Here is a 16569-nt window from a genome sequence, read left to right as displayed (position 1 = left end):
TTTACCAACAAAAATGGATATTAATAAATAAAACGGGCTTAATAAAATTAAGCTCGTTTTATTTATTTTGCTTAAGAAAGACATGGAACAGTGGTATATATGATACCTGCCCCATCATACTCTCCTGTCGCAAAGTATGAAAATGTAAAGAAACCTGTGACCGTAAAAATTACAATAAGAAAAAGTGTGAAGATAAATTTTAACATGTAAGGTCCCCTCATCCAAAAATAACTTCATAGAGTATTATAGTATACGAATATTTTATTTCCAATTGTTTACTGGTTAAAAATGAGAAGTCAGACATGTTTTGTATGTTGTAATGGAATGATTATTTGTAATGGATTTTGTATTTTTTGTAAATGTCATATTGTGATGGACGTGTGCATACTCCCAATCATGATCATTAAAATTTATGTTTCGGGGAGGGAGAAGTGGAACGACATCGAACAAGTTGACGAAACGAAAGCTACTAGCTACTTGTAGTTTATAATAATTTCGAAAAGCGATATCTCCTACTTTTGGAGAAGCGAATGTATAAAGTCCATACTGTGCGAAGGCAGTATTTATACGTGCATCTAATATGTGTAATGTGGCAAGCGCACCACCTAGACTATGCCCAGTAGCTAGCAGTTTTTTATGGGCTGGCAATGATACGAGCATATCCATAATAGAATCACGACAAGACTCATAAATAGAGAGAAAGCCGTTATGGACATTTCCGCTATTTAAAGCATAAGGATAAGGTTTTTGATTGACGAGAGAGTCAATAATCCAATCAGGGTCTGTTTGAGTGCCCCTGAAGGCAACGATAATTGTATCCTCAGATTCTAATATAAACCCGAACCATTCTGTTGTTTGAATGGCTTTTCCTTGAAACCCTTGTACATATTGAAAACCATCTGGTATTTCGAAAATACCATTTTGTTTATATTGTTCATACGTTAACTCACAACAAGAAGCTAACAGTATGGCAGTGTCTTTATCAAAGGATAAAGGAGTACGCATTAAGGAAGCCCTCCTTAAGAAAAGGTATAGTTTAATATATGCGGTGAGGAACTTGATTCATGCTTTTGGAAAAAAGACTTGAACCTACAGTTACGTGAGGGAGTATGATTTTTGTAAACATATTGTTAGGAGGAGTGTAAGATGAGCAAAAGGGAAGGCTGTTCAATTGGTGAGTTTGCAAAGAGGACAGGCACATCAATACGGACACTACAATATTACGATGAAATTGGACTACTTAAACCTGGAAAGAATGTTAGCTCTGGTCACCGTTTGTACAAAGGAAAAGATATATTAGAACTACAGAAAATAGTGAGTCTTAAAGTATTAGGATATAGTTTAGAAGAAATACGCGTTATGCTGAAAATGCCAAGTTTGAATGTAAATTTAAAAGAAACGTTGGAACAACAAAGAAAAGCCTTTGAAGAAAAGAGAAGACACATTGAAGTTTCGATAAAGGCGCTTGAACGAACAATGGTATGTCTTGAGGAAGAAGAAGAGTTGGATAGTGACATATTAATGAGTCTAATTAACAGCATTCAAAAAGAAAACGAACAACGTTTATGGCTTGAAGGATATGTATCAAAAGAATTGGCTGATGGATTATATAATAAGTCGGAAGAAGAGGGCATAGCACTTGATAAAGAGTTTGTACGTTTAGCAAAAGAAGCGAAAAGGTTATTTGGAAGACAAATTGAGGATTCAGAAGTGCAAAAATTGGTTGATGAACATATGAAGGCGACTCTTAAGTATGTTGGTGAAGAGACAATGTATTCTTTAGGTAAATTAGAGAATGTAGAAGAACAATATAATAATATGATGCCATCGCCTTACGCGGAAGAAGAAGAGGCATGGCTTAATGAAGCGATGGAGTATTATATGATTCGAAATGGTATGTATAGCCCTCCGCAGTAAAAATAAAGTGCCATAGTCATAAACTTTAGAGAAATGCCTCCGATGTTTTTTTGCATTGGAGGCATTTTTTACTCTTTTCCATCTAAAAGGTGAACAAGGCCACCTAATATACTACTTTCACCAGTACTTTATAATGCTGGGCTTGTAAGAGGTTTGAAAAAATAGCCTGTATATATTTGAACGATGATTACCTATTTACTTGTGTTTGTTCGCACTATATACCGAAAATTTCGGGAAACGAAACATATTATTTATCTGTTTGTTTTTGCTTTTTTTTCAAATACTCCGCACGTAATTGTTCAAGTTGCTGCTTTTTATCAAATTTGGCAGGCTTCTGTTTTTCATGAAACTTTGCCACAGCTACCTGACTTTTGGAATCCAATTGATATTTTCCCACTTTGTTCACCTACTTTTCTTGTCTTGAAAGAGAATCTATTCAACAAATATAATATACCTTATTTTACTGAAGTAAACCTTATTACTTTATTTCATCTGCTTTTTCTCGTTTGTAGACGTAAATTAAAACACCCTTTCACTGCATTACTGCAAGCAAGGGTGTTTAATTTTAGTATTATATTAGTCGATGGACAAGCCTGCATAAGGGCCCTTTTTACTCTTTCCCATCCAATAAACGACCAAGGCCACCTAATACACTACCTTCACCAGTACTTTGCGCTGCTGGGCTTGTAAGGCGTGCTGCTAATCGGCTAAGTGTTAAGGACTGAATCCAAACTGTTCCAGGACCTTCTAATGTTGCGAAGAATAAACCCTCACCGCCAAATAGAGCTGTTTTTACTTTTCCAACGAACTCGATATCATAGTTAATATCTTTTGTCATGGCAACGAGACAACCTGTATCAATGCGAAGTTTCTCACCAGGTTTTAATTCACGTTTATATACAGTTCCACCTGCGTGCATGAAAGCAAGGCCGTCACCTTCAAGTTTCTGCATGATAAACCCTTCACCACCGAAGAAACCAGTTCCTATTTTTTTCGTAAATTCAATTCCGATAGAAACACCTTTTGCGGCACAAAGAAAGGCATCTTTTTGACAAACTACTTTTCCTTGATATTCTGTTAAATCTACAGGAATAATTTTACCAGGATAAGGAGCAGCAAATGAGACGTGGCGTTTGCCGTGACCTGTATTTGTAAATACAGTCATAAACATACTTTCGCCTGTAACGAGACGTTTACCAGCGCCCATTAATTTGCCGAATAAACCGTTAGATGGGCCAGAACCGTCACCAAAGATTGTTTCCATTTCAATGTAATCTTCCATCATCATCATTGCGCCAGCTTCTGCGATAACGCTTTCTTTTGGATCTAATTCAATTTCAACAAACTGCATATCATCGCCATATAACTTATACTCGATTTCATGTGCTTGCATTTTTTCACCTCATAAATATGTAGTAATTATATTGTACAGAAGTTAAAAGAATTAGAGTACTGTATTTTTGTTAATTTTTGAATAAAAATAGAATGAAAATTTAAGGTTATACTAGGATTATAAAAAATGATGGAATGAAAGTGTTCTCATTTGACGTTTTCGATATAGCATGATATAGTGAAAGCACTATTGAGCTACATAATGTGGTACGGAAATAAAGCACGTTGTATTAAAGGCTGTAAGCTTGTTATACATTCATGTCCTTTATATCCACCTTTTCATGTGGATTCATAGTTTCATTTTTATTTAGGAGGTACATGACATGCAAACAGGTAAAGTTAAATGGTTTAACGGCGAAAAAGGTTTTGGCTTCATCGAAGTTGAAGGCGGAGAAGACGTATTCGTACATTTCTCAGCTATCCAAGGCGACGGCTTCAAAACTTTAGAAGAAGGTCAAGAAGTTTCTTTCGAAATCGTTGAAGGAAACCGCGGACCACAAGCAGCTAACGTTACAAAAAACTAATTAGCTAGCGATAAAAAGCATTCCGATTTTCGGAATGCTTTTTTTTATTCTTTGGAACTAGATTCATTTGAAGATAATTCACCTTTGAAGGTACGTTCTTCAAAATCATCAAGCATTTGTTCATATTCTTCATGCTCTTCTGTAGCGAAAACTTGTGGGTTTTTCCCGTACATATCCGTACCGATAAAGTTTTCAAAATCCTCCACGTAGCCTACGTTTTCTTCACTATTTACATACATGCCATTATAGTTTTTTGAATCTTGTCTTTCTAAATCAGACGGCGTTTCAGATGTTCCGTAATTTGCGACATCTTGCCACGCATCTTCCGCATCGTACTCAACAGAATGGTCCTCATCATGCTTGTGGAAAGAAGGAGACAACACTTCTTCTTCAACTGGCCGTGTATTCATATTTAACTTATTTGTCGCGTGCTGTATGCATGTTGTAGCAGTCGGCATTGCTTCCAATCTTTCAAATGGAATTTCTTCGCCAGACACTTCACAAATGCCGTACGTACCCGCTTCTATTTTTTGTAGGGCATGTTTCGTCTCCTCAAGCTGTTTATGCCAAAGTTCAATAAGCCCGAAGTCTTTTTCCCGTTCATATAGCTCTGTAGCCATATCACCTGGATGGTTGTCATAGCTAGACAGTTCTCCTACTGAATCGCGTTCAGAAGCACGATCTGTATTTTCATGAGTTTGTATCGTTTGTTCCAGTTCTTGTTTTTGTTTTTCTAAAATGGATTTAAATTGACCTACTTGTTGTGGAGTTAACATAGTCGTCCACCTTCCTACAATTCAGTTTCTTTACATAGTATGAGCGTTGAGAGTAGGAATTATGAGATGAATTTCAGATATGAAAAAGGAGCCGCATAAGCAGCTCCTTTTATAGAAAGTATCCAAGTAATAATCCGATTCCCATTAGGAAACCGAAGATTGTATTTGTTTTTGCTGTTGCAATCATCGCAGGTACCATTTCCATTGGAATGCTTTTGCCGATAAAGCCTTTCGTCGCTTTAAATGCTTTCGGCGCACTTAAAAATACGATAAGCATCCATGGTGATACGATGCCCACGATAATTAAAGCAATTGTCCAAATGTAGGAAACGATGAACATCGAAGCAAGTACACCAACAGCTCTTTCACGTCCAACGAGAATTGCTAACGTTTTACGACCGTTTTCTTTATCGCCATCCAAGTCGCGAATATTATTAGCTAGTAAAATGGCGCCAATTAAAATGGAGCTTGGAATAGATAGTAAAATGACTTCTGATGTTACAATGCCAGTTTGAATAAAGAATGAAATCCCAATAATAATGACACCCATAAATAATCCGGCTGTCAACTCTCCAAATGGTGTATATGCAATTGGAAGTGGGCCACCTGTATAAAGGTAAGCAACGGCCATACAAACAAGACCGATTGCAGCAAGCCACCAGCTAGAATTCATACAAATATAAACACCTAATAGTATTGCGATGCCGAAAAATCCAAATGCTAAGTTAAGCACTGTTTTTGGCTGAATGCCATCGCGAACGATAGCGCCGCCGATACCAACTGAACCTTCGTGATCGAGTCCTCTTTTATAATCAAAGTATTCATTAAACATGTTTGTTGCTGCTTGAATGAGAAGACAAGCAAGAAGCATCATAAGGAAAAGAGGAAGATGTATTTGATTTATACCTCCGACCTGCATCGAATATGCTGTTCCGATGAAAACAGGTACGAAAGCGGCTGTTAATGTATGGGGACGTAGTAAACTCCACCAGATGCGCCAGCCTGTTTGCTTACTTGGCTTTGGCGCCGTAGGAGAGGAATTCGTTTTGACGTTCATTTCCATGTTGAATCCTCCTTTGGTCACATATTGTACACAACTAAGTGTAGAAAAAGCATCATTTAGTGTCAACGTTTATTTTCTAGGAAGAGAAGGTGAATTTCTCAGAAATGCTAAACGTTGACAGGCCTTTCGTTTGAGGTGTATCTTAAAATCAAGCGTAATTATGACTATTTTTCGCCCATAGGGGGGAGACAATTGTGATTCAAACGAAACAAAAAGGCTTGCAAGAAGTTCTTATTGCAGCTATCAAGCGTGCAACTAACGAAAAAACATTGGTTAGTTTTGTAAAACAAATAGACTGGGTGGATCCGCTTCTGTTCTATGCAGCAGGAAAAAGGATTTCATACGAAAATAGATGTTATTTTGCAGACCCGGCTCAGCATGTAATATTTGCAGGAATTGGCTCTGTTTTCACTATAGCAAATTCTTCTCATAAGCGCTTTCAAACCGCTCGTGATGAGTGGGAGAAAGTAAAAGAGAATGCATTTGTCCAAAGAGATGAATATGAATTTGGAACGGGTCCGCTTTTATTTGGTGGTTTTTCATTTGATCCAGAAAAAGAGAAAACGGACCTATGGAAAGAATTTAAAGATACGACATTTTCACTACCAGCATTTTTATTAACTGTAAAAAATGAAAAAGCATGGTTAACGATGAATACATTTGTTGCAGCAACAGATTGTGCAGAAACTCTTTATAATGAAATGATTTCTTTAGAAGAGAAAATTTTTGAGGAGAGTAAATGTGCGCTAAACGGATCGAAATTAACTGTTATTTCTAAACTAGAAGTGGATCCGAAAGGCTGGATGAAAGCAATTGAAAAAGTACAAGATGAGATGAAGCAGGGTAACGTGCAGAAGGTTGTATTGGCGAGGGAACTAAAAGTAGAGATGAACCATTCGATTGATTCTGCTCTTGTTTTAGAAGCACTTCGCATTGGTCAACCGGATTGTTACGTATTTTCTTTTGATTATAAAGGAGCATGCTTCTTAGGAGCGACGCCTGAGAGATTAATTCGCAAAGAAGATGAGAAATTTACATCGATGTGTCTTGCTGGTTCAATCGGTCATGGTCATTCTATAGAAGAAAGTGAACGAAATAGTAATGCGCTTCTTCATGATGAAAAGAATTTAGCTGAACATGGTTATGTTGTTAACATGATCCGCTCGGTACTAAATGAACATTGCGAATACGTTAATATTCCGGAAAGCCCAGGTTTATTAACAACGAAAAACTTAATTCACTTATATACGCCTGTAGAAGCAAAAGGCGATGCGAGTCTTTTAACAATGGTAGAAGAATTACATCCAACACCAGCTCTTGGCGGGACACCTCGTTTGGAAGCGATGAAACTGATCCGTGATGTTGAATTGTTAGACAGAGGGTTGTATGGTGCACCGATTGGCTGGATAGATGATGAAGGAAATGGTGAATTTGCGGTTGCGCTGCGCTGCGGATTATTAAACGGCGAGAAAGCATCCTTATTTGCCGGTTGTGGTATTGTAATTGATTCAATCCCGCAGCTTGAATATGAAGAAACAAGTTTGAAGTTTAGACCGATGCTTGGTGCTTTGGAGGAATTAATGAAATGAACAATCATATAGAAGCATTATCATATTATTTAGGCGCGTTCGTGGATGAACTGACGCGTCTAGATGTATGTGATGTTGTCATTAGTCCAGGCTCACGGTCAACGCCGATTGCTTTACTAATGGAACAACACGAAGGAATGAACACATATTTACATGTAGATGAAAGATCAGCTGGATTTTTCGCGCTCGGTATTGCGAAAGCGAAAAAACGCCCAGTAGCATTATTATGTACGTCAGGAACAGCAGCAGCTAATTACTATCCAGCTGTATGTGAAGCTTTTCATTCAAGGGTCCCGCTTATCGTCTTAACAGCGGATAGACCGCATGAATTAAGAGATGTGGGTGCACCACAAGCAATGAATCAATTTAATTTATACGGTACTTTTGTGAAACAATTTACAGAGATGGCACTGCCAGAAGCGAGTGAAGCGATGTATCATTACGCTCGTATGACGACGCAGCGCATAGTAGCAAATGCTTGTTTAGCGCCGCAGGGTCCTGTTCATCTTAATTTTCCAGTTCGCGAGCCACTTATCCCTGATTTCTCACTAGGAAGCTTATGGGATAAAGGACGTAGTGAATATACAGGAGTAGTTCAGCAAGGAAACGTGACGATGCCGAGTGAATATGTAGATTCTCTTGTAGGGCGCCTTTCACATATGGAAAAGGGGCTTATTATTTGTGGAGATGATAGTCATTCAGAAATTGCAATGTTTGCAACGCAACTAGCTGAAAAAACTGGCTATCCTATATTAGCAGACCCACTTTCTAATATTCGTAGCGGACACCACGATAAAACGATGGTAATTGACTGTTATGATACATTTTTACGAAATGAGCAGTTAAAAGAAAAATGGAAACCGGACGTGTTAATTCGCTTTGGTGGTATGCCTATTTCTAAATCATTAACGCAGTTCATAAAAAAACAAACGAAAGCAGTTCATATCGTTGTCGATGAATCAGGACAATGGAGAGATCCAGCTCTTGTTGCGACAGAAGTTGTGCAAGCAAGTGACATTGAATTCTGCAAGGCAGTAATAGAAAAAATGCCAGTTATGAAGAAGAATGATTGGTTCGTAATGTGGCAACATATAAACGAAAAAACGAAGGAAACGCTTCGTGAAATGGAAACATATGAAACTGCATTTGAAGGAAAGGTTATTACAGATATTGTGCGCGTATTACCAGAAGACACAACGTTATTTGCGAGCAATAGTATGCCAATTCGTGATACAGACTCATTTTTCTTCACATCGGATAAAAACATCCATGTGATGGCAAACCGTGGCGTAAATGGTATTGATGGAATCATTTCGACAGCTTTAGGAGCGAGCATTATTTGCGATCCACTTGTATTAGTGATTGGTGATTTATCATTTTATCACGATTTAAATGGGCTATTAGCAGCGAAATTACATGAATTAAACATAACAATTGTCGTTGTAAATAATGATGGCGGGGGTATTTTCTCATTCTTACCACAATATGAGAAAAAGGAACATTTTGAATCATTATTTGGAACACCAATTGGACTTGATTATGAGCACGTTGTCAAAATGTACGGTGGTTCATTTAGCCGTGTAAATGGTTGGGAGCAATTCCGTGAAGAAGTACAAAAGGGAGCAACGACAAAAGGTTTACACGTTGTGGAAATTTGTACGAACCGTGATGAAAACTTAGCATTGCACCGTACGTTATGGGCAAAAACACAGGACGTAATTACTACATCGTTGCAAGGTGAATCAAAATGAACGTAACACTGCAAGGTGTATCGTATGAATATGAAGTAGTTGGAAGCGGGGAACCACTTCTACTTCTTCATGGTTTTACGGGAAGCATGGAAACGTGGCGTTCCTTCGTTCCTTCTTGGAGCGAGCAGTTTCAAGTCATTTTAGTAGATATTGTTGGGCACGGAAAAACGGAAAGCCCTGAAGATGTGACGCATTATGACATCCGAAATGTGGCATTGCAAATGAAAGAACTATTAGATTACCTTCATATTGAAAAAGTACATATACTTGGCTATTCAATGGGCGGTAGATTGGCGATTACGATGGCATGTCTATATCCAGATTATGTACACTCTCTTTTATTAGAAAACTGTACAGCTGGGCTCGAAAACGAAACAGATAGAAAAGAACGTCGTGAAAAAGATGATCGACTTGCCGATAAAATTGAGCGAGAAGGCATAGAAAGTTTTGTATCCACATGGGAAGATATTCCACTTTTTGAAACGCAAAAACGTTTAGCAAAAAACGTACAAGAAGCGGTACAAAAAGAGAGGCTTGCTAACAACCCAAAAGGGCTCGCAAATAGCTTGCGCGGCATGGGAACTGGGGCTCAGCCTTCATGGTGGGATGAGCTGAAAAACTTAAAAATACCTGTTCTTTTAATGAACGGAGAATATGATGAAAAGTTCTTTCGCATATTAAAAAACATCGAAAAATACGTTTCTGATGCGAAAATTGTCAAAATTGATGGTGCTGGCCATGCAATTCATGTGGAACAACCGGAAAAGTTTGATACAATAGTAAAGGGATTTCTAAAAACTATGCAGTGATACTTTTTTCAGCAAGAAGGAAGCCACACTTATAGGTGAAATCAGAAATATACAAGGAGGTAGTTGTAATGGCTATTGAATGGGTAAAAGAAGGCAATTACGAAGATATTATTTATTCAACATACAATGGTATCGCAAAGATTTCGATTAACCGTCCTGAAGTACATAACGCATTCCGTCCAAAAACGGTAATGGAGTTAATCGATGCTTTTGCACAAGCGCGTGATGATGCAAATGTTGGCGTTATCATTTTAACAGGTGAAGGTGGACGTGCATTCTGTTCTGGCGGCGACCAAAAAGTTCGCGGTCATGGTGGATATGTAGGTGACGACCAAATCCCTCGTTTAAACGTATTAGACTTACAACGTCTAATTCGCGCAATTCCTAAACCAGTTATCGCAATGGTAGCAGGTTATGCAATCGGCGGTGGACACGTACTTCATATCGTATGTGACTTAACAATCGCTGCAGACAACGCTGTATTCGGACAAACAGGTCCTAAAGTAGGAAGCTTTGACGGTGGATACGGAGCTGGTTACTTAGCTCGTATGGTAGGCCACAAGAAAGCTCGCGAAATTTGGTACCTATGCCGTCAATACAACGCACAAGAAGCGCTTGATATGGGCTTAGTAAATACAGTAGTACCATTAGAAGAGCTTGAAGCAGAAACAGTACAATGGGCACAAGAAATTTTAGCAAACAGCCCAATGGCACTTCGTTTCCTAAAAGCTGCATTCAACGCAGACACAGACGGTCTAGCTGGTATTCAACAACTAGCTGGAGATGCAACGTTATTGTACTACACAACTGACGAAGCAAAAGAAGGTCGCGACGCATTCAAAGAAAAACGCAGTCCGGACTTCGGTCAATTCCCTCGTTTCCCGTGATGAAAGCGGAGCCGACTGTTTTGCCTCGTAGGAAGGCGTGAAACGACCGACTGTTCTAGCCACTGTAGCTGGATAAGGTCAAGCCGGAAACAAAACAACTAAGAGACTTGATATCATATCAAGTCTCTTTCTTTCATGAAAGGAGAATGAATGATGGAGACGATGCCAAATTGGTTAATGCAACGTGCATTTTTAACACCAGATCGCACTGCAATTGAAATAGAGGAAGAGAAAGTTACTTTTATGGAGCTACATGAAAAAGTAGTATCTGTTTGTGAACACCTCACGTATGTTGGAGTGGAGCGAGGGCAAAAGGTGGCTGTTCTGATGAAAAATGGTATGGAGATGATTACAGTTATTCACGCCCTATCTTATGTAGGTGCAGTAGCTGTGCTTTTAAATACGCGTCTTTCAAGAGAAGAGCTACTTTGGCAAATGGATGATGCTGAAGTTGTTTGTTTAGTAACGGATCAAGATTTTGATGCTAAAGATGTTCCTGTTTATTCATTCGCCGAAGTGATGAATGGACCAAAAGAGGAAGCCTCTATACAAGAAGAGTTTTCTTTAGAAGAAGCGATGACAATTATTTATACGTCTGGGACGACAGGCAAACCGAAAGGCGTTATTTTAACGTACGGCAATCATTGGGCAAGCGCAGTCGGTTCGTCGCTTAATTTAGGACTTCGTGATGATGATTGTTGGTTAGCCTGCATGCCGATGTTCCATGTTGGCGGGCTATCTCTTTTAATGAAAAACATTATGTACGGCATGCGTATTTTACTTGTTCCGAAATATGATGCTGATTTTATTCATAAAGCACTTCAAAAAAGAGGAGTAACAATTATTTCTGTCGTTTCTAAAATGTTAACTGATTTATTAGAGCGACTTGGGGCAGAGACATATCCATCTTCTTTACGATGCATGTTACTTGGCGGAGGACCAGCGCCAAAACCACTATTAGAAGCATGTGTAGAAAAAGGGATTCCTGTATATCAAACGTACGGTATGACAGAAACATCTTCGCAAATTTGTACGTTATCCACAGATTACATGTTAACGAAAGTAGGATCAGCTGGAAAACCACTATTTCAGTGCCAACTTCGTATTGAAAAAGATGGCGTAGTAGTGCCACCATTTGCGGAAGGTGAGATTGTAGTAAAAGGACCGAACGTAACAGGCGGTTACTTTAACCGTGAAGATGCGACGCGAGAGACTATTCAAAACGGATGGCTTCATACTGGCGACCTCGGTTATTTAGACGAAGAAGGGTTTTTATACGTATTAGATCGTCGCAGTGATTTAATTATTTCTGGCGGAGAGAATATATATCCAGCTCAAATTGAAGAAGTGTTGCTTTCTCATCCGGCAGTAGCGGAAGCTGGTGTTGTCGGCATGGCTGACGATAAATGGGGACAAGTACCAGCTGCTTTTGTTGTGAAAAGCGGGGCGGTAACAGAAGAAGAAATTCTTCATTTTTGCGAGGAGAAGTTAGCGAAATATAAAGTGCCGAAGAAAGCATGTTTCTTAGAGGAATTACCACGTAACGCTTCGAAAAAATTGTTAAGACGAGAGTTAAGACAATTAGTGGAGGAGATGTAGGTGGAAATAAAAAAAGCGACACTGTATATAACGGAAATGCCACTCGTAATCCCGTTTGCTGCAAGCTATGGGACTTACGAAAAGCGTGAGAGTATCGTTATTGAATTAGAGGATACGGACGGGTACATCGGATTTGGGGAAGTCGTTGCATTCTCTGAACCGTGGTATACGGAAGAAACGGTGAAGACAGCGCTGCATGTACTGCAAGACTTTTTAATACCTGATTTATTAAAGGCTGAAATTTCTCATCCGAATGAGGTACCGGGTCTATTTCAACATATAAAAAGAAACCGAATGGCAAAAGCCGGAATAGAGGGGGCTGTTTGGGATTTATATGCGAAGCGTCAAAAGAAATCGCTAGCGACAGTACTTGGCGGAACTAGTCATGAAATTGAAGTCGGCGTTGTAATTGGGATTAATACGATTCCGGTTATGTTAAAACAAATCGAGAAGTACGCGGAAGAAGGATACGAGCGTTTTAAAGTGAAAATAAAGCCAGAGCATGATTATGAGTTATTAAAAGAAATTCGAAAAGAGTTTCCGCATATCCCGCTAATGGCTGATGCAAATTCAGCATATACATTAGCGGATACAGAGAGGCTGAAACGACTAGATGAATTCCAATTAATGATGATTGAACAACCGTTAGCGGATTACGATTTTCTTGATCACGCGGAGTTGCAAAAGAAAATTGAAACGCCGATTTGTTTAGATGAAAGTATTCATGGTTTAGAAGACGCACGTGTTGCGATTACGCTTGGTAGTTGCCGCATCGTTAACATTAAGCCAGGGCGAGTGGGCGGATTAACAGAGTCGGTTCAAATTCATAATTATTGCATGGAGCATAACATACCCGTTTGGTGCGGCGGTATGGTAGAAATGGGGGTTTCACGAGCGCAAAATGTTGCTCTTGCTTCACTGCCGAACTTTACGATTCCTGGTGATATATCCGCTTCTAGTAGACATTGGCAGAGGGATATTATTTCACCGGAAGTGACGCTTGAGGGCGGGAAAGTGAGGGTGCCGCAAAGCGTTGATGCTGAGTATGAAGTAGATCGCGGAAGGCTGGCGGAAATCACGAAGCAGCGAATTGTTTTTGAGCGGTAAAGGGGAGTTTCCTTAGGCTGCCCGCAAGTAGCGAGAGGATTTTGTCGTTCATTGTCGGTAAGTCGATATATTTCAATAATCGCTGATATAATTTTATTTACAAAGGTTACTTTAACGAGTAGCCTTTTTGTATTGTACAAATTGGATAGACTAGTTTACAATCGAGCGTATAAAAATGGAATGAAAAAGGGGGAGTAAAATGAAACGCATTTCAATTTTAATCGTTGATGATGAGGCGGAAATTGCTGACTTAATTGAGATACATTTAGAAAAAGAAGGGTACCATGTTGTGAAAGCAGCGGATGGGGAAGAGGCGGTTCATATTATTGAAACGCAGCCAATCGACTTGGTAGTTTTAGATATTATGATGCCGAAAATGGATGGTTATGAGGTGACGCGTCAAATTCGCGCGAAACATCATATGCCAATTATTTTTTTAAGCGCGAAAACTTCGGACTTTGATAAGGTGACAGGTCTTGTACTAGGTGCGGATGATTATATGACGAAGCCTTTCACACCGATAGAATTAGTTGCACGTGTAAATGCACAACTGCGTAGGTTTTTTACGTTAAATCAACCGAAAGTAGCGGAGAGTAAATCTGCTTTAGAAATAGGCGGAGTCGTAATTAATCCTGAGCGCAGGACGGTTGATGTGTATGGTGAGCAAATTGAATTAACGCCGAAAGAGTTCGATATTTTATATTTATTAGCGAGTCATCCGAAGAAAGTATACAATGTGGAAAATATTTTTCAGCACGTATGGGCGGATGATTATTATGAAGGTGGAAATACAGTAATGGTACATATTCGTACTTTGCGGAAGAAACTTGGAGAAGATAAAAGAAAGGATAAATTAATAAAAACAGTGTGGGGAGTAGGTTATACTTTCAATGGCTAATATGATGAAAAGTTTTCGATTTAAAATGATTGCCTTATTTGCGTTAAGTATGGTGCTTGCAGCAACTGTAACTTATATAATTTATAAAGGATTGCAGTTGTATTATAAAACGATGGTTCGCTACGAAGAGCCTTTAGCACAATTTAGGTCAATGGTAAGGGAATTTGGAGACATTAACTTCTTTTTAATTTTCTTTATTCCGTTATCTATTATCTTTTTCTTCTTTTTGACAAAACCGTATTTAAAATACTTTGATGAAATTTCTAATGGGATTCATCATCTTGCGAACGGTAACTTTACGAATAAAGTTCAAGTTTCATCAAATGATGAGTTTGGAAATATCGCGCGTGAAATAAATGTTGCAAGTGAAAAGTTAAAAGAAGCTGTTGAAAGAGGAGATTTTGCTGAAAGTAGTAAAGATCAGCTCGTTGTGAATTTAGCTCATGATTTAAGAACACCGTTAACATCCGTGTTAGGATATTTAGATTTAATTCTTAAAGATGAAAATTTAACAAAAGAACAAATTAAACATTTCTCCACAATTGCATATACAAAATCGCAAAGACTGGAAAGTTTAATTGATGAGCTATTTGAAATTACACGTATGAATTATGGCATGCTAAAACTGGATAAAAAGCCGATTGATATAAGTGAGTTGCTCATACAGTTAGAGGAGGAATTGTATCCGTTATTAGAAAAACATCATTTAGAAGCTAGATTGAATGTGGATCCTCATTTACCGATGCACGGTGATGGGAAATTGTTAGCTAGAGTATTTGAAAACTTGTTAACAAATGCCGTTCGTTACGGGTATGATGGGCAATTTGTTGATATGAATGGGTATGTTGATAATGGAGAAGTTGTCGTACAAATTATGAATTACGGAGATAGCATTCCAGAAGAAGATTTACCTTATCTTTTTGATATGTTTTATACAGGTGATAAAGCGAGAACAGAGAACCGTGGCGGGACAGGCCTTGGACTATTTATTGCGAAAAATATTGTCGAGCAACATAACGGTACGATTTCTGCTGAGAGCAATGTAGTTAGAACGCTATTTGAAGTACGATTGCCAAAAGACGAGAATGTAACAATTTAATAAAAATTTAAACTTTACCCCACTTTTTATTTTAATAGTTTTTTCTATTCTATACGTAAGTTACGTTAAGGAGGAACTAGAAATGAAAAAGTGGGTATTTATTTCTTTTTTTATAGCATGCACAGTATGTGTAGGCGTTTATATATCACCGTTATTTCAAAAGGAAATCGATGTTAAAATTGTCGGGAAAGATGAGCTAGTAAAGGCGGCAAACACCGAGGGGAAAGAGATTACGAAGGAACAAATTTATAAGGGCGATTTATTATTAGTTAACAGGGATTATCCAGTAAAAAAAGATAGTATTAGGTCTGATATTATAAATGTAAATCATAATAGTGAATTAGTAAGAGGTTATGTAATATTTGATAGAAATCTTCGTTTATCAAAGGATGTTGTGAAAAAGTTTTTGAACGTTGTCGATGCGGCTGGAAAAGAAAGTGTTAACCATTTTTTGATTAGTAGTGGTTATAGAGATTTCCAAGAGCAAAAACAGCTATATGAAAAAATGGGATCTGATTATGCACTTCCAGCAGGATACAGTGAACATAATTTAGGATTATCACTGGACATTGGGTCTACTCAAAAGAAAATGGAGAAAGCGCCTGAAGGAAAATGGATTGAAGAGAACGTATGGAAGCATGGCTTTGTATTACGTTATCCGAAAAATAAAAGTAACATTACTGGAATTCAATATGAGCCATGGCATATCCGTTATGTCGGCCTACCTCATAGCGCAATTATGCAAAAAAAGAATTTTACACTAGAGGAATATTTAGAGTTTTTAAAAGAGGAAAAAGAGGTTTCAACTGAAGTAGAAGGTAAGAAATATACTGTTTCTTATTATAAAGTTTCTGAGAATATGAAAGTGAACGTTCCAGCAAACAAGCAGTATGAAATTTCGGGGAATAATATGGATGGAGTTATTGTGACGGTTCAGGAATAGAGAAAAAGGCTGTGCCATTTGGGACAGCCTTTTCTTATATAAGAAAGGAAGTGACGTTTTTTGTCGGTAAATCGATATTCTTTGTCGAATCGTTAATATATTATAAGTTATGATAGATATAATTGAAAAATCGTTGATATATTGAGGGTGTTGCAAAACTCATAAATATCCAAAAATGAATGCATAAAGAAACCCGTTTTCCTGGAAGAATGATA

Annotated in this window: 17 protein-coding genes; 11 read left to right on the top strand and 6 right to left on the bottom strand. The window is 38.2% G+C overall.

Annotation, left to right across the window (positions count from 1 at the left end; translation table 11 throughout):
• Positions 1–71 precede the first annotated feature (71 nt).
• Both ACQRBL_RS24380 and ACQRBL_RS24375 read right to left on the bottom strand, forming a co-directional pair.
• Positions 72–206 carry a hypothetical protein gene (locus ACQRBL_RS24380; protein ID WP_000911077.1) on the bottom strand — a complete coding sequence of 45 codons (135 nt, stop codon included), beginning with the start codon at positions 204–206 and terminating at the stop codon, positions 72–74.
• Between the two features lie 76 nt (positions 207–282).
• The gene (locus tag ACQRBL_RS24375) at positions 283–1005 is read right to left on the bottom strand and encodes a lipase family protein (RefSeq protein ID WP_001260112.1); all 723 of its coding nucleotides are present in this window, start codon (positions 1003–1005) and stop codon (positions 283–285) included.
• Between the two features lie 141 nt (positions 1006–1146).
• Between ACQRBL_RS24375 and ACQRBL_RS24370 the strand changes: the two genes are divergently transcribed.
• Positions 1147–1917, top strand: a complete 771-nt coding sequence (locus ACQRBL_RS24370; RefSeq protein ID WP_023523258.1) for a MerR family transcriptional regulator — start codon at positions 1147–1149, stop codon at positions 1915–1917.
• Between the two features lie 247 nt (positions 1918–2164).
• Here ACQRBL_RS24370 and ACQRBL_RS24365 read toward each other — a convergent pair whose 3' ends face one another.
• Together ACQRBL_RS24365 and ACQRBL_RS24360 are read right to left on the bottom strand one after the other, a co-directional pair.
• Positions 2165–2314, bottom strand: a complete 150-nt coding sequence (locus tag ACQRBL_RS24365; RefSeq protein WP_000521642.1) for a hypothetical protein — start codon at positions 2312–2314, stop codon at positions 2165–2167.
• 213 nt (positions 2315–2527) lie between these two features.
• Positions 2528–3310 carry a TIGR00266 family protein gene (locus ACQRBL_RS24360; protein ID WP_001147841.1) on the bottom strand — a complete coding sequence of 261 codons (783 nt, stop codon included), beginning with the start codon at positions 3308–3310 and terminating at the stop codon, positions 2528–2530.
• A gap of 322 nt (positions 3311–3632) precedes the next feature.
• On the opposite strand from ACQRBL_RS24360, the gene cspD reads away from it, so the two are divergent.
• Entirely contained in the window at positions 3633–3833 is a 201-nt protein-coding gene (gene cspD / locus ACQRBL_RS24355) for a cold-shock protein CspD (protein ID WP_001193052.1), read from the top strand.
• A gap of 44 nt (positions 3834–3877) precedes the next feature.
• Here the strand turns inward: cspD and ACQRBL_RS24350 are convergent, their stop codons facing one another.
• Both ACQRBL_RS24350 and ACQRBL_RS24345 read right to left on the bottom strand, forming a co-directional pair.
• Positions 3878–4609, bottom strand: a complete 732-nt coding sequence (locus ACQRBL_RS24350) for a yteA family sporulation protein (RefSeq protein ID WP_000957398.1) — start codon at positions 4607–4609, stop codon at positions 3878–3880.
• A gap of 109 nt (positions 4610–4718) precedes the next feature.
• Entirely contained in the window at positions 4719–5672 is a 954-nt protein-coding gene (locus tag ACQRBL_RS24345; RefSeq protein WP_097987645.1) for a 1,4-dihydroxy-2-naphthoate polyprenyltransferase, read from the bottom strand.
• A 194-nt stretch (positions 5673–5866) separates the two neighbouring features.
• On the opposite strand from ACQRBL_RS24345, the gene ACQRBL_RS24340 reads away from it, so the two are divergent.
• The 9 genes from ACQRBL_RS24340 (at position 5867) to ACQRBL_RS24300 (ending at position 16354) form a co-directional block, all read left to right on the top strand.
• A complete protein-coding gene (locus tag ACQRBL_RS24340) occupies positions 5867–7261 on the top strand; it encodes an isochorismate synthase (protein ID WP_411996548.1) in 1395 nt (464 codons plus the stop codon).
• The gene (menD, locus tag ACQRBL_RS24335) at positions 7258–9012 is read left to right on the top strand and encodes a 2-succinyl-5-enolpyruvyl-6-hydroxy-3-cyclohexene-1-carboxylic-acid synthase (protein ID WP_411996549.1); all 1755 of its coding nucleotides are present in this window, start codon (positions 7258–7260) and stop codon (positions 9010–9012) included. Before ACQRBL_RS24340 ends, menD begins: the two co-directional genes overlap by 4 nt.
• Positions 9009–9821, top strand: coding sequence for a 2-succinyl-6-hydroxy-2,4-cyclohexadiene-1-carboxylate synthase (gene menH / locus ACQRBL_RS24330; RefSeq protein WP_411996550.1), 813 nt, complete (start codon positions 9009–9011; stop codon positions 9819–9821). The genes menD and menH overlap by 4 nt, the downstream gene beginning before the upstream one ends.
• Positions 9822–9889: 68 nt before the next feature.
• The gene (gene menB, locus ACQRBL_RS24325; protein ID WP_000963881.1) at positions 9890–10708 is read left to right on the top strand and encodes a 1,4-dihydroxy-2-naphthoyl-CoA synthase; all 819 of its coding nucleotides are present in this window, start codon (positions 9890–9892) and stop codon (positions 10706–10708) included.
• A gap of 153 nt (positions 10709–10861) precedes the next feature.
• Complete coding sequence (locus tag ACQRBL_RS24320) at positions 10862–12307, top strand: o-succinylbenzoate--CoA ligase (RefSeq protein ID WP_411996551.1); 1446 nt, start codon at positions 10862–10864, stop codon at positions 12305–12307.
• Complete coding sequence (menC, locus tag ACQRBL_RS24315) at positions 12308–13414, top strand: o-succinylbenzoate synthase (RefSeq protein ID WP_063548905.1); 1107 nt, start codon at positions 12308–12310, stop codon at positions 13412–13414.
• Positions 13415–13613: 199 nt separating this feature from the next.
• Entirely contained in the window at positions 13614–14312 is a 699-nt protein-coding gene (locus ACQRBL_RS24310) for a response regulator transcription factor (RefSeq protein WP_097983880.1), read from the top strand.
• Positions 14305–15411, top strand: coding sequence for a sensor histidine kinase (locus tag ACQRBL_RS24305; RefSeq protein WP_000002602.1), 1107 nt, complete (start codon positions 14305–14307; stop codon positions 15409–15411). Before ACQRBL_RS24310 ends, ACQRBL_RS24305 begins: the two co-directional genes overlap by 8 nt.
• An 82-nt stretch (positions 15412–15493) precedes the next feature.
• On the top strand, positions 15494–16354 hold the full coding sequence (locus ACQRBL_RS24300; RefSeq protein WP_000759399.1) for a D-Ala-D-Ala carboxypeptidase VanY: 861 nt from the start codon (positions 15494–15496) through the stop codon (positions 16352–16354).
• Positions 16355–16569 lie beyond the last annotated feature (215 nt).

The sequence above is a fragment of the Bacillus sp. AF62 genome, assembly GCF_050312695.1.
GTDB classification, from domain to species: domain Bacteria; phylum Bacillota; class Bacilli; order Bacillales; family Bacillaceae_G; genus Bacillus_A; species Bacillus_A cereus.
This window is presented reverse-complemented; position numbering and strand designations above follow the sequence as displayed.

Excerpts from the sequence above, each read along its gene's own strand:
- ACQRBL_RS24320 (WP_411996551.1), top strand. The coding sequence starts at position 10,862 with ATGGAGACGATGCCAAATTGGTTAATGCAACGTGCATTTTTAACACCA.
- menH (WP_411996550.1), top strand. The coding sequence starts at position 9,009 with ATGAACGTAACACTGCAAGGTGTATCGTATGAATATGAAGTAGTTGGA.
- ACQRBL_RS24310 (WP_097983880.1), top strand. The coding sequence starts at position 13,614 with ATGAAACGCATTTCAATTTTAATCGTTGATGATGAGGCGGAAATTGCT.
- cspD (WP_001193052.1), top strand. The coding sequence starts at position 3,633 with ATGCAAACAGGTAAAGTTAAATGGTTTAACGGCGAAAAAGGTTTTGGC.
- ACQRBL_RS24350 (WP_000957398.1), bottom strand. The coding sequence starts at position 4,609 with ATGTTAACTCCACAACAAGTAGGTCAATTTAAATCCATTTTAGAAAAA.
- menD (WP_411996549.1), top strand. The coding sequence starts at position 7,258 with ATGAACAATCATATAGAAGCATTATCATATTATTTAGGCGCGTTCGTG.
- menB (WP_000963881.1), top strand. The coding sequence starts at position 9,890 with ATGGCTATTGAATGGGTAAAAGAAGGCAATTACGAAGATATTATTTAT.
- ACQRBL_RS24360 (WP_001147841.1), bottom strand. The coding sequence starts at position 3,310 with ATGCAAGCACATGAAATCGAGTATAAGTTATATGGCGATGATATGCAG.
- ACQRBL_RS24370 (WP_023523258.1), top strand. The coding sequence starts at position 1,147 with ATGAGCAAAAGGGAAGGCTGTTCAATTGGTGAGTTTGCAAAGAGGACA.
- ACQRBL_RS24305 (WP_000002602.1), top strand. The coding sequence starts at position 14,305 with ATGGCTAATATGATGAAAAGTTTTCGATTTAAAATGATTGCCTTATTT.
- ACQRBL_RS24380 (WP_000911077.1), bottom strand. The coding sequence starts at position 206 with ATGTTAAAATTTATCTTCACACTTTTTCTTATTGTAATTTTTACGGTC.
- ACQRBL_RS24300 (WP_000759399.1), top strand. The coding sequence starts at position 15,494 with ATGAAAAAGTGGGTATTTATTTCTTTTTTTATAGCATGCACAGTATGT.
- ACQRBL_RS24375 (WP_001260112.1), bottom strand. The coding sequence starts at position 1,005 with ATGCGTACTCCTTTATCCTTTGATAAAGACACTGCCATACTGTTAGCT.
- ACQRBL_RS24345 (WP_097987645.1), bottom strand. The coding sequence starts at position 5,672 with ATGGAAATGAACGTCAAAACGAATTCCTCTCCTACGGCGCCAAAGCCA.